This is a genomic window from Marivita sp. S2033, from assembly GCF_046592965.1.
GTDB lineage: Bacteria > Pseudomonadota > Alphaproteobacteria > Rhodobacterales > Rhodobacteraceae > Marivita.
Map to the genome: position 1 here is coordinate 484,892 of NZ_JBISBV010000001.1, position 11,772 is coordinate 496,663.

The window sequence follows — 11,772 nt, forward strand, 5'->3', positions numbered from 1 at the left end:
CCCGAGGTATTTTACAACCAGAGAAGGCGTTAGCCGTGCGCCTGAAAGAGCCACGCACCACCCGCTGAAAGCGTGCGTGTGGCGCGACCTTCGTGCCACAGATGCATACAATGGGCCATCGCCTCGACCAGAGCGAGGCCGTATTCGCCTTCTCCGATCTTGCGCTTGAACAAGGGCGCAAAGCATTCTCCAGCGGATTTCGGGCTGGTTATATGCGCTTCCAGCCGGCGCAACGCGCCGTGATGGTTTTCGATCATCTGATGTAGCCGCAAGGGCAAGCCCGTGAACGGTAATTTATGCCCACCCAGCACCAGATGGTCCTCGCGCGCCAATGTCGACAAGCGCTCGCACGCCTCGAGCCAGTCAGCGACCGGATCGGCCTCGGGTTCTGTGGCGTAAAGACCGATGTTGGAACTGATCGAGGGAAGGATCTGATCTCCTGCGAGGACCAGATTGTCATCGCGTGACCAAAGTGTCGCGTGTTCGGGGGCATGGCCATTGCCGATATGCACATCCCAATCCCGTCCGCCCGCGCGTATCACATCGCCTTGCTTTATGCGGGTATAGCCGACCGGCAACGGCGCGACGCAATCGGCAAAGTTGAATGGGCGCTCAGACGCGCGTTTGTTCAGGATCGTCGGATCCATACCGCAACGTCTCCAGAACTCCAGTGTCTCGCCGCTGGGCCGCTCCTGTTCATCGAGTTGCAGCATCCGCCCCATCAGCCACGCAGTGCGTGTGGTGACAAGTTCGGCTTGGTGATCGTTCTGGAACCAACCGGCCAGGCCGATATGATCGGGATGATGATGCGTGACGATCACCCGGTGCACGGGTTTTCCGGCCAGCGGCCCGTGCATCAGCCGCGTCCAGATCTCCCGGCTGCGATCAGAGGCGAAACCGGCGTCCACAACGGTCCAGCCGTCGCCTTCGTCGAGCGCGTAGACGTTGACGTGATCGAGCTTCATCGGCAGCGGCAGTCGCATCCAGAGCACACCCGGTGCAACTTCGGTTGCTTTGCCGTCTTCGGGCGGCTCGATCCAGGGATAGCGAATGCCGCCTGTATCTCGATCCTTCACGACGCCAGGTCTTCGACGCTCAGCGCAAACAGTGCGGTGGCGCCTTGACGGGCATGGGCCAACAGGCCGACATGTTCGGGCAACAGTCGGTGAATGTAGAACGCGGCGAGGCGCTGATGCGGGCCGTCAGGATCGGCCAGCGCCGCCTTGAGGTGGTAATGCGCACCAAGTACGCGGGCAAAGCCGTGCAAGAACGGAACTGACCCGGCAAAGCGGTCCTTTGGCGCGTGTTCGACCATCCACTCGGTGGTCTCGCGCAGCGTCTCGCAGGCTTGCCAGACCGGATCAACCAGATCGGGCAAGGCGGTGCGGGCAGCCTCGGCCTCGGATTCCATTTCGTCAAGCAACCGATACGCCGCCTCGCCGCCGTCCATCAGCTTGCGGCCGACGAGGTCCATTGACTGAATGCCGTTGGTGCCTTCGTAGATCGCAGTAACCCGGACATCGCGGGAATACTGCGCCGCGCCGGTTTCCTCGACAAAGCCCATGCCGCCATGCACCTGGACACCCATCTCGGCCACCCTCATGCCGGTTTCGGTGCCGAACGCCTTGGTGATGGGCGTCAGGAGCGCGGCGCGTGCGGCCCAGTCGGCATCACCGGTGGCGGTCTCCATGTCGATCGCCACGGCATTGGCCAAGGCAATCGCGCGCGCGGCGAAGATATCGGCCTTCATCGTTGCCAGCATCCGGCGCACGTCGGCATGATCGGTGATGTTGTTGTTCTCGGTCTTGCCCTGCTTGCGGTCTTGCGCGTAGGCGAGCGCGTGCTGGAACGCGCCTTCGGCGGCACCGATGCCTTGGACACCGACACCAAGTCGCGCATTGTTCATCATGGTGAACATGGCGCGCATCCCGTCATGCTCCTTGCCGATCAGCCAGCCTTTTGCGCCATCATACTGCATCACGGCGGTGGGACTGCCATGCAGGCCCATCTTGTGTTCGAGGCTCACCACTTTCAGCGTGTTTGCCACACCGGGGTTACCGGCCTCATCCGGAATGAGCTTGGGCACCAGAAACAGGCTGATCCCCTTCGTTCCCGGCACGGCTCCCGGCAAGCGGGCGAGAACGAGGTGGCAGACGTTTTCGGTGAAATCGTTGTCGCCCCATGAGATGTAGATCTTTTGCCCGGTGATCGCGTATGTGCCGTCGCCGTTCGGTTCGGCTTTGGTCGCCAGCGCCCCAACGTCGCTACCCGCCTGCGGTTCGGTCAGGTTCATCGTGCCGACCCATTCACCCGAGATCAGCTTGGGCAGATAGGTGTCCTTGATCTCGTCTGTCGCGTGATGCTCCAGCGCTTCAATCTGACCTTGCGACATCAGCGGCGCAAGTTGCAAAGACAGGCAGGCGGCGCTCATCATGTCGTTGACGGCGGTGGTCATGGACATTGGCAATCCCATGCCGCCGTGGTCCGGATCGGCGGCAATCGCGATCCAGCCGCCATCGGCAATCGCGCGGTAGCCGTCGCTGAACCCCGGAGACGTCCGCACGACCCCGTTCTCAAGCCGCGCGGGATGCAGATCCCCGGCGCGCTGCAACGGGGCGAGGATTTCTTCGCACATCTTGCCCGCCTCGGTCAGCACGGCATCGACCGTTTCAGGTGTCGCTTCGCCGAAACGGTCGGTCGCGGCGACCTGATCAAACCCGACCACGTGATCGAACATAAAACGGAACTCGGAAACATTGGCGCGATATGGCATGAGCGGGCTTTCCTTTGGTGGCTTGGCGCGCGCAGGGCGGCTTGGCAATCGATGGTCCGGGCGATAAGCAATCGTCACCTTTGGTGCAAGCCTGACGAATGCGGTCTGCCCCATCAACCAAAACGCGGCGTCACGGATGAACCGATCCCCGATGGAAATCTTGCCCGACACGGCCGAGGGCCACGCGCGCGCCGCACAGCTGCTACGCGGCGGCGGGCTTGTCGCCTTTCCGACCGAAACGGTTTACGGGCTGGGCGCGGATGCGTGTAACGACCGCGCGGTGGCGCGCATCTTCGATGCGAAAGGCCGCCCCAGCTTCAACCCCTTGATCGCCCATTTTGCCGAGCGTGATGCCGTCAAACGGCATGTGATTTGGAGCGATGAGGCCGAAGCGCTGGCCAATGCCTATTGGCCCGGTCCACTGACAATGGTCCTGCGCAAGCGCGCAGACAGTCCGATTTCCAAATTGGTGACCGCCGGGCTCGATACGCTGGCGGTGCGCGTGCCGGCCCACCCGACGGCCAAGGCGGTGCTGGCGGGTTTCGGCGGCCCGGTCGCGGCTCCGTCGGCCAACCGGTCGGGCCAGATCAGCCCGACGCGCGCGTCGCATGTCACGAGCGGTCTCGGAGACCGCGTGGATGCGGTGATCAACGCGGGCGTCTGCGCGGTTGGCATCGAATCCACGATCATCGGGCTGGTCGAGCATCCGATTCTGTTGCGTCCCGGTGGGGTCACGAAAGACCAGCTGATGCAAACGCTGGGTGCCGCGATCGCCGTTCGAAAAAACGCCGAGGCGATTTCCGCGCCGGGGCAGCTTGGCTCGCATTATGCACCGAACGCCGCAGTGCGTTTGAACGCGACCGAGTGGCGCGCGGGCGAATTGCGCTTGGGGTTCGGAGATGTGGCCTGCGATCTGAACCTGTCCGAGGACGAGGATCTGGTCGAGGCGGCGGCGCATCTGTTCGACCATCTGCACCGCCTGGACGCGCGGGGCGGAACGGTGATTGCCGTGTCGCCGATCCCGCATCACGGGTTGGGCGTGGCGATCAATGACCGACTGACCCGCGCCGCTGCTCCTCGCGACTGACGCTGCTCGCAGCTCAGTCGAATTTCCAGAGTGCCGGAACAAAGCTGTATGTGTCACCCTCGCGCATGACATGGCCGACGCCGGGGAACGGAAAGTGATAGCCGAGGACCGCCATCCGATCCGCCGCCACCATATCGAGCAGGCGCATGCGCGTTTTCACCGCTTGATCGCCATCCATGTCGAATTCGTTATACCAGCCGGGATGGGCGAAGTTTGTATAGGCGTGGGTCATTGCATCGCCGAGCGCGATCAATTGCTGCCCGCCGCTCTCGACGACAACCGACATGTGCCCCGGCGTGTGACCGGGTGTGTCGATCACGCGCACGCCCGGCAAAATTTCGGTGCCGTCCTGCATCAGCTCCCATTCGGCGCCGTCGACTTCGATGGAATTCTGTGCACCGACAACGAATTGCTGCATGTCCGCGGACACTTGCGAGGCAAGACCGTCCTGCATCCAGAAGTTCTTTTCGGTCTCTCCGATGAAGTACTTTGCATCCGGTAGGATCGCTTCGTCGAAATCGTCGCGAATGCCCCAGATGTGATCCGGATGCGCATGGGTGATCACCACATGCGTGATCGCCGCCGGATCAAGCCCTGCCGCCTCCATGTTGGCCCAGACGCGCCCTGCGGTTTCAAGGAACCGGTTGCCGGAGCCGACATCGACCAGCACGCGCGCGTCTCCGATCTCGATATGGATGTGATTGGTGTGGGAATAGTTGGTCTCGGTCGACAGGAAGTGCTTTGCCAGAAACGCCTGCACCTCTGCCGGATCGGCGTTGACGCCAAGGCCATCGACCGACAGACCAAGGTAACCATCCGAAACGACGGTGATCTTCGCCTCTCCCAATGTGAAGCGGAAAAACCCGGGATTGCCACCCTCGGGCGCGCCGAGGCTGGCCAGCGCTTGCGCTCCGGGCAGGGCAAAGGCGGGCATCGCGGCGGCGGTTTTCAGAAAGGCGCGGCGGGTCGGGCGCAACAGCATGGTGTCTCCTCCCAGAGATAAATTCAAACTTGTGAATAACATATCGCCAAGCAATGCCGCAATCGCGATTTCCGTTTGCCTAGATAGGAGTATAGCGCAGCACCGTGACATGGGTGTCGCCATAACGGCGGGCGTCGAGACGTTCGAACCCGGCAGGGGCCGATTGCGGCGCGCTTTCCTCCCAGACGATCAGCGCATCTTGCGCCAGCCATCCGCCCTCTGTTGCCGCTGACAGGGCTTTGATGCCCAGACCCAAACCGTAAGGCGGATCGAGGAATACCAGCGTCGCCGGCGCTGCATCACAAGCCGGCAGCCGCGTCGCATCACGCGCGATGACGCGGCAGGCGGTGCAGCCAAGCGTCTGAATATTGGCGCGGATCAGCCCGAGCGCCTTGCGACCGTCATCGACAAACACCGCTGCATCCGCCCCGCGCGACAGCGCCTCAAGCCCCAGCGCGCCAGTTCCCGCGAACAGGTCAAGCACCTGCGCGCCCTCGAAAGGCGCGCCGAACCGTCCGCCGCCCAGCATGTTGAACAGGCTCTCGCGCACGCGGTCGGATGTCGGGCGCAGATGGGCGCTGGGGTCGCCCTTTCCGACACTGGCCAGAGGCCGCCCGCGCCATTTTCCGGCGATGATCCTCACGCCTTGAGCAGCGCTTTGAGATCGGTGGAGGTGTCGCGCACGGCTTCGGGAGAAGGCGACTTACCCGCTTCGATCAGACGCTTGCCCACCATGTAGGAGCGCGGGTCGTTCATCGCGTCGATTGCCAGAAGCGTCTCGCCGGAGAAGTACCAATGCGAAACCGTATCGCCGTCACCCTCGCGCACGACGATCCTGTCATAGCCGGTGCTCAATCCCGCGATCTGGAGTTTGACATCGTACTGATCCGACCAGAACCACGGCTTCGCGTCATAGGCGCACTCCGCGCCCAGGATGTTGTCGGCCACGCATTCGGCCTGATCTATCGCGTTACCCACGCTTTCGAGCCGCAACTGCTGGCCGCGCCACGGAAAAGACGCACAGTCGCCCGCTGCCCAGATATTCGCAACAGAGGTGCGGCCATGCGCGTCGGTCTTGATGCCGTTCTCGATCGTGACACCTGCGGCTTGCGCCAGCGCTGTGTGCGGCAGGATGCCAACCCCAACCAGCACGAAATCCAGCTCGAGCGAGCTGCCATCCGTCAGAACCGCACCCGTCACTGCGCCGTCCGTTCCGGTCAGATGATCCAGCCCCACGCCTTCGCGAATATCTACACCATGCGCAGTATGAAGCGCACGGAAGTATGCCGAGGTTTCCGGCGCAGCAACGCGTTGCAGGATACGTTCCGCCATTTCCACCAGCGTGACCGACAGGCCGCGTTTCGCAGCGACCGCCGCAGCTTCCAGCCCGATATAGCCACCGCCAACGATCAGCACGCGCGCGCCTCTCGCAAACCGTGGCCCCATCGCATCGACATCCCGCAATCCCCGCACCAGCAGAACACCGTCCAGATCGCCGCCGATCGCCGCCGGAAGCCGGCGTGGTTCCGAACCGGTCGCAAAAACCAGATCATCATAGCCCAGCGTCTCGCCCGCCACCGTCACCGTCTGCGCGTCAGCGTCTATCTCGGTCACCGGCGCGCCCAACCGCAGGTCGATGTCGTTCTCGGCGTAGTAACTTTCGGGCCGCAGATAGAGACGTTCCCGCTCCATCTCTCCCAGCAGATAGGCTTTTGAAAGCGGTGGGCGCTGATAGGGCGGAAAGGGTTCCTCACCGATAAGGGTGATGCGACCGTCAAAGCCTTTTGCGCGCAGCCGGGCGACCAGAGACGCACCGGCTTGCCCGGCTCCCACTACGATGACGTGGCTCATATGCGCCCCTTATCTCTCGAAAATGCCATTGGTGTCGTTGTGCCTGACCCTATATGCCAGCAGCACGGAAACGCAATTCTTTGAAAGGGACCAGACATGGCCGTTAAAACAGGCGACAAACTCCCCGAAGCAACGTTGGTCAAGATGGGCAAGGACGGCCCTGAACAAGTGTCTCTGGCCGCTCACGCCAAGGGCAAGAAACTGGTGATCTTTGCCGTGCCGGGCGCGTACACGCCAACCTGTCACGCCGCGCATGTCCCGAGCTTTGTTCGCACCAAGGATCAGTTCACTGAAAAAGGCGTCGACGAGATCATCTGTGTGTCGGTCAACGATCCGTTCGTGATGCAAGCCTGGGGCGGAGCGACCGGCGCGACCGGTGCCGGAATCACCATGCTGGGTGATCCGCAAAGCGAATTCACCAAGGCGCTGGGCATGGATTTCGATGCACCTCCCGCCGGTCTGATCGGGCGGTCCAAGCGCTATGCAATGCTGGTGGACGACGGCACCATCACCGCATGGCATGTCGAGGAAAGCCCCGGCGTCTGCGAAATCTCCGGCGGCGAATCGATGCTGAAGGAACTCTAAGCCACTAACCGATACCGCCCGCTGCTCAAACCGGGTGGCGGGCCTTGTTATAGTCGCTCCAATCCTCGATTTCGGGATAGTAGCGCTTGCGCCATTCCCGAACACGCGGGTTCATCATCGCGCGCCACTTGCGCGGAAACAGCGCGAAGAACGTCATCACCGGATAGCCATAGGGCAATTGCGGCGCGTCCTCCTCGGAATGGGCTTGTAGCAGCGGGAACCGGCGGTCGGGCTTGTAGTGGTGATCTGAATGGCGTTGGAGATTGATCAACAGCCAGTTGGATGCCTTATGTGACGCATTCCAGCTATGGCGTGGCTTGACGTGTTCATACTTGCCGCCGCCCAGATACTTCCGTGTCAGCCCATAATGTTCGACATAATTCACCAGTTCGAGCTGGAAGATCGCCGACCACGCCTGAAGCATGAAGATCAGCACGCCAAGCCAGCCGCCAAGCGCAAAGGCCAATAGCAGAAACGCCAGTTGCAACGCGCCATAGCGCCAGAACGGATTGCGCCGGTGCCACCACGGCAACCCCTTGCGCGCCAGCATGTCGCGTTCGGCACGAAAGGACGAGACGAGGCAGGTACGCAGAACGCGGGGATAGAAGCGCCAGAACGATTCGCTGTAGCGCGCCGTCACGGGATCGCGCGGCGTTCCCACATGGCGGTGATGCACCAAGAGATGCTCCGAGCGGAAATGCCCGTAAAGCGCCATCGCCATGAGCAGATCGCCCAGCCAACGCTCCCATTTGTTGCGCTGGTGCATGAGTTCATGTGCGTAAACGATGCCGATGGTGCCGGACATGACGCCCATCCCGACCGTGACCAGATAAATCTCCAATGCGCCAAGATACTCGGCGCGAGGCACATACCAGACCAGCCCGAAGATCATCGCGAACTGCAAAGGTGCCCAGATCAGCGTGATCAGTCGATGCCAGAACAGCGCGCTGTCCCTGGTCTGCGGATCGAGGTTGTCGATATTGAGCCCGAGGGCCGCATCCAACGTGGCAAAGACCCCCCACGTTGCGAGAATCGGCACCAGAACCCAAACCCCACCAAAGATCGCGCCGCTCAGAACCAGCGGGATCATCAACAGCGACAGCCAGAACGGCAATGCGGTACGCAAGGGCAGGCGGGTCGGTTTGGGTACTGTGCTGTCAGCCACGGCATGGACTCGCAGAAAGGGGTCGCGCAAAACTAACAGCGTGCAGTTGGCTTCGCCAAGACTTACGTTGCGAGGATCGAACCACATTGCACGTTTGAATTGGGGCGCTATCTGGCACGAACGATGACGACCTTGTCCTGTATAAGCTGGAACATCCATCGTGGACGCGGGGAGGACGGGGTAATCGATCCTGTTCGGACGGTCGACGTCCTGACCGGTGAGGTCGCCGACCGCAGCACAGACATACTGGTTCTGCAGGAAGCAGACGAGGAAGCACAGCCACATCAGGGATTTCTCGATCTCGATCGCATCGAGGCCGACACCGGCCTGGGACACGTACATGCCGATACGCGGACCCGGTGGGGCGAAAGCAGTCATGGCTTTCTCGGCGTTCTGATATTGGCGCAGGCCGGTGTGACGATTGAGGACATTGCGCTGGTTGATTTGCCCGGGCACTGCCATCGTGGCGCCGTGGTGCTGGATCTGCAAAAAGACAATTGTCCGGTACGCTTGATCGGAACACATCTGTCGCTGACGCAGGCATTGCGGGTGGCCCAGATGCGGACACTGGGCCAATATCTCACGCGGCGCAGTGATCGGCCGACCATCTTGTGCGGAGATCTCAACGAATGGCGTCCCTGGGGCGGGCTGGCTTTTTCCAAGGGTATTCTCGGACAACGCTTTTCCGGACCGGCTCGGGCGACATTTCCGGTCCGGCGACCGCTCTTGCCGCTCGACCGGTTCTTGGCGGCCGGCGCTGCGCGCGTTGTCGATGCCCGCGTTCTCGATGGCGCCGGGATACGCATGGCGTCGGATCACCGTCCGCTTGCGGCACAGATCAAGGTTGGGTCGCCGTCATGAAAAGGGCGGCCACATGCGCAAGAAGACACCGTCACGTCGAAAGAGCGCGTGTTGCGCCGCAGCGGCGACATGGACCGCGATAAGCGCGACAATCACCAAACTTCCGTAAAAATGCAACATCATCGCGGTCTCAGCCAGAGACTCCGAGCGGGGTACAAGCGATGGCAGGCCGATGACGTCGAGGATTTCAATGGGAAACCCACCTGCCTTCACACGCACATATCCCGCAATTGGCATGAAAAACAGAAGCGTATAGAGCGCGACGTGAGACGCCGCCGCAGCGCGCCGTTGCCAGCCGGGAACATGCGCGGGAAGTCGTGCGGGCGGATGGCGCCAGCGGTAGACAACGCGGATAAAGACCAGGATCAAAAGCAAGACGCCAACATTCTTGTGAAAAAGATAAAGCACATCTTGCAGCGTTTTGGCGATGCCCTCGCGCGCCATCAAAGCGCCGACCGGAATCGTCGCCAGCACCAGGGCCGCCATGGTCCAGTGGAGGACGCGAGCCGGTCGAGAGTACTTGAATCGGGCATCTGACATAGTCGAAATCCTAGATCGTGCTACCATAGCATCAAGTGCGCGGTTTGAGTCCGTTTTTAGCAGACTGTGGTTATCCAGATGGCTGAGATTCATCATCATACGCCCAAGCGTTCCGTGAGCATGGCGACCACGATGCCGGCGCCCGTACATTCGTTTCTCGTTGCGGCGCTGGTTTGCGGGTTGGGTTTGCTTACTCTTGCGATCGCGTTTCCCGGCACTGGCCCGGTGCAGGCAGTCGCAGCGCTTGTCGTTTACGGGGCTGCGGTGGCGATCGCTGCGCGCGCGCTCGCTCAAGACCATCCATTCCCGCGCCTTGGATTTGGCAATCTGACAACCCTTTTGCGTCTTGCGCTGACAGCGGCGCTTATCGCACCGGTGTTCGCGGGCACCGGAACGTCATGGCCGGTCTTCGCGGTTGCCCTCGGGGCACTTTCGCTGGACGGCATCGATGGCTGGCTTGCGCGGCGGCAGGGTCTGACCTCGGCCTTCGGCGCGCGGTTCGACATGGAAGTTGACGCAGGTTTGGCGCTCGTTCTGGCGCTCAACGTGCTTGCCGGCGGTGATGCGGGTTGGGCCATCCTGCTGCTGGGCCTGCCACGCTATGTGTTTATCGGCGCTATGGCCCTGCTGCCGTGGATGAGGCGCGAACTGCCCGAGCGGTTCAGTCGCAAGGCGATTTGCGTTCTGCAAGTTGGAGCGCTGATCGCTCTTCAGGCACCGATCCTGCCCCATGTCATTGCGACAGCGCTTGAATTGTCGGTTGCGGCGGCCCTGGCATGGTCATTTGCGCGCGACGTAGTGTGGCTTTGGCGGCAAGCATGACGCAAGTCACGCTCCGTCCCTGTCTTGCGGTCTTTGTCGTTTCACCTCTTGTTAATCCAAACCGATGCACGAATTGATACCCGATGGTTACGACGGTACAGCGCCGCAAGGAGGGTCGGGTAAGTGAAAGATCTGATTGACACGATCCCGGGATGGGTTCTGCGTGTGGCGCAAATCGCGGTAGCGGTTGGTCTGATGGCGCTCCTCTGGAACGCCGCAGACGGGCCAGAAGCAGCGCGGGCGCTGGCGTCGGCGCATTGGGGATGGCTTTGTCTGGCGCTGATCGCGCTCAGTCTGCAAACGGTGCTCTCGGCGCTGCGCTGGCGGCTGACAGCGCGGCAACTTGGCATTTCGCTTGGCGCAGGTCATGCCATCGCAGAGTATTACCTCGCACAGGTGGTCAACCAGTCATTGCCAGGCGGCATGGTCGGAGACGCAGGCCGTGCGGTTCGCGCGCGCGGGCAGGCCGGGCTGCTGGCGTCGGGGCAGGCTGTGGTGTTCGAGCGATTGGCCGGTCAGATCGCGATGTTTGCCGTTTTGGCGGTCGGGTTCATTGTGACGCTGGCGATTCCGGGTGGGCTTGACTGGCCGGACTGGCTGGCGCTTCCGGTTGCGCTGCTGCTTGCGTGCGGGTTGGCGCTTCCGTTCGCCCTGTTGTGGCTGACGCACCTGCCCGGCGCCTTGGGGAGAGCGACGGCAGGCTTCTGGAAGGCGCTGCACACGGCACTCGCGACGCGACAGGCGCTGCCCGGACAGATCGGGCTGAGCATCGGGACGGCACTTTGCAATCTCTCTGCGTTTGCCTTGTGCGCCCGCGCCGTTGGTCCCACGCTTGATTTGGCAGCGATCACCGCGCTGGTGCCGCTCATTTTATTCACCATGTTGATCCCGATCTCGATCTCCGGTTGGGGCCTTCGCGAAGGCGCGGCGGCAGCGCTTTTGCCCCTGGCCGGAACAAGCGCGAGCGACGGATTGGCGACCAGCATCGCGTTCGGGCTGGTCTTTATCGTCGCTGTTCTGCCAGGGCTTGCGGTCCTCTGGCGCGGTGCGCGGCGCGAGCGGATTTTGGTCGGGCGAACCAGCGCAGCGCCAGACAGGCGATAGTT

Annotated in this window: 12 protein-coding genes; 5 read left to right on the forward strand and 7 right to left on the reverse strand. The window is 62.1% G+C overall.

Annotated features, from left to right (window positions below; genetic code table 11):
* Positions 1 to 29: 29 nt before the first annotated feature.
* Complete coding sequence (locus ACGKZZ_RS02280; protein WP_411221805.1) at positions 30 to 1,076, reverse strand: MBL fold metallo-hydrolase; 1,047 nt, start codon at positions 1,074 to 1,076, stop codon at positions 30 to 32.
* Entirely contained in the window at positions 1,073 to 2,773 is a 1,701-nt protein-coding gene (locus ACGKZZ_RS02285) for an acyl-CoA dehydrogenase (protein WP_411221806.1), read from the reverse strand. Before ACGKZZ_RS02285 ends, ACGKZZ_RS02280 begins: the two co-directional genes overlap by 4 nt.
* 136 nt (positions 2,774 to 2,909) lie before the next feature.
* Here ACGKZZ_RS02285 and ACGKZZ_RS02290 point away from each other — a divergent pair, with 136 nt between their 5' ends.
* On the forward strand, positions 2,910 to 3,860 hold the full coding sequence (locus tag ACGKZZ_RS02290) for an L-threonylcarbamoyladenylate synthase (protein WP_411221807.1): 951 nt from the start codon (positions 2,910 to 2,912) through the stop codon (positions 3,858 to 3,860).
* Positions 3,861 to 3,873: 13 nt separating this feature from the next.
* Here ACGKZZ_RS02290 and ACGKZZ_RS02295 read toward each other — a convergent pair whose 3' ends face one another.
* From ACGKZZ_RS02295 to ACGKZZ_RS02305, 3 genes are all read right to left on the reverse strand, one after another.
* On the reverse strand, positions 3,874 to 4,842 hold the full coding sequence (locus tag ACGKZZ_RS02295; protein ID WP_411221808.1) for an MBL fold metallo-hydrolase: 969 nt from the start codon (positions 4,840 to 4,842) through the stop codon (positions 3,874 to 3,876).
* Between the two features lie 79 nt (positions 4,843 to 4,921).
* Complete coding sequence (rsmD, locus tag ACGKZZ_RS02300) at positions 4,922 to 5,485, reverse strand: 16S rRNA (guanine(966)-N(2))-methyltransferase RsmD (RefSeq protein ID WP_411221809.1); 564 nt, start codon at positions 5,483 to 5,485, stop codon at positions 4,922 to 4,924.
* Positions 5,482 to 6,693, reverse strand: coding sequence for an NAD(P)/FAD-dependent oxidoreductase (locus tag ACGKZZ_RS02305; RefSeq protein WP_411221810.1), 1,212 nt, complete (start codon positions 6,691 to 6,693; stop codon positions 5,482 to 5,484). Before ACGKZZ_RS02305 ends, rsmD begins: the two co-directional genes overlap by 4 nt.
* Positions 6,694 to 6,789: 96 nt before the next feature.
* Here ACGKZZ_RS02305 and ACGKZZ_RS02310 point away from each other — a divergent pair, with 96 nt between their 5' ends.
* Positions 6,790 to 7,278, forward strand: coding sequence for a peroxiredoxin (locus ACGKZZ_RS02310; RefSeq protein ID WP_411221811.1), 489 nt, complete (start codon positions 6,790 to 6,792; stop codon positions 7,276 to 7,278).
* A gap of 25 nt (positions 7,279 to 7,303) precedes the next feature.
* On the opposite strand, the gene ACGKZZ_RS02315 is transcribed toward ACGKZZ_RS02310, so the two are convergent.
* Positions 7,304 to 8,443 carry an alkane 1-monooxygenase gene (locus ACGKZZ_RS02315; RefSeq protein ID WP_411221812.1) on the reverse strand — a complete coding sequence of 380 codons (1,140 nt, stop codon included), beginning with the start codon at positions 8,441 to 8,443 and terminating at the stop codon, positions 7,304 to 7,306.
* Positions 8,444 to 8,566: 123 nt separating this feature from the next.
* Between ACGKZZ_RS02315 and ACGKZZ_RS02320 the strand changes: the two genes are divergently transcribed.
* On the forward strand, positions 8,567 to 9,304 hold the full coding sequence (locus ACGKZZ_RS02320) for an endonuclease/exonuclease/phosphatase family protein (RefSeq protein WP_411221813.1): 738 nt from the start codon (positions 8,567 to 8,569) through the stop codon (positions 9,302 to 9,304).
* On the opposite strand, the gene ACGKZZ_RS02325 is transcribed toward ACGKZZ_RS02320, so the two are convergent.
* Positions 9,299 to 9,844, reverse strand: coding sequence for a cytochrome b (locus ACGKZZ_RS02325; RefSeq protein ID WP_411221814.1), 546 nt, complete (start codon positions 9,842 to 9,844; stop codon positions 9,299 to 9,301). The two genes, ACGKZZ_RS02320 and ACGKZZ_RS02325, sit on opposite strands and share 6 nt — an antisense overlap.
* Before the next feature lie 78 nt (positions 9,845 to 9,922).
* Here ACGKZZ_RS02325 and ACGKZZ_RS02330 point away from each other — a divergent pair, with 78 nt between their 5' ends.
* Together ACGKZZ_RS02330 and ACGKZZ_RS02335 are read left to right on the forward strand one after the other, a co-directional pair.
* Complete coding sequence (locus tag ACGKZZ_RS02330; protein WP_411221815.1) at positions 9,923 to 10,666, forward strand: CDP-alcohol phosphatidyltransferase family protein; 744 nt, start codon at positions 9,923 to 9,925, stop codon at positions 10,664 to 10,666.
* Between the two features lie 123 nt (positions 10,667 to 10,789).
* Entirely contained in the window at positions 10,790 to 11,770 is a 981-nt protein-coding gene (locus ACGKZZ_RS02335; protein ID WP_411221816.1) for a lysylphosphatidylglycerol synthase transmembrane domain-containing protein, read from the forward strand.
* Positions 11,771 to 11,772 lie beyond the last annotated feature (2 nt).

Excerpts from the sequence above, each read along its gene's own strand:
- ACGKZZ_RS02285 (WP_411221806.1), bottom strand. The coding sequence starts at position 2,773 with ATGCCATATCGCGCCAATGTTTCCGAGTTCCGTTTTATGTTCGATCAC.
- ACGKZZ_RS02290 (WP_411221807.1), top strand. The coding sequence starts at position 2,910 with ATGAACCGATCCCCGATGGAAATCTTGCCCGACACGGCCGAGGGCCAC.
- ACGKZZ_RS02295 (WP_411221808.1), bottom strand. The coding sequence starts at position 4,842 with ATGCTGTTGCGCCCGACCCGCCGCGCCTTTCTGAAAACCGCCGCCGCG.
- ACGKZZ_RS02305 (WP_411221810.1), bottom strand. The coding sequence starts at position 6,693 with ATGAGCCACGTCATCGTAGTGGGAGCCGGGCAAGCCGGTGCGTCTCTG.
- ACGKZZ_RS02310 (WP_411221811.1), top strand. The coding sequence starts at position 6,790 with ATGGCCGTTAAAACAGGCGACAAACTCCCCGAAGCAACGTTGGTCAAG.
- ACGKZZ_RS02320 (WP_411221813.1), top strand. The coding sequence starts at position 8,567 with ATGACGACCTTGTCCTGTATAAGCTGGAACATCCATCGTGGACGCGGG.
- ACGKZZ_RS02325 (WP_411221814.1), bottom strand. The coding sequence starts at position 9,844 with ATGTCAGATGCCCGATTCAAGTACTCTCGACCGGCTCGCGTCCTCCAC.
- ACGKZZ_RS02330 (WP_411221815.1), top strand. The coding sequence starts at position 9,923 with ATGGCTGAGATTCATCATCATACGCCCAAGCGTTCCGTGAGCATGGCG.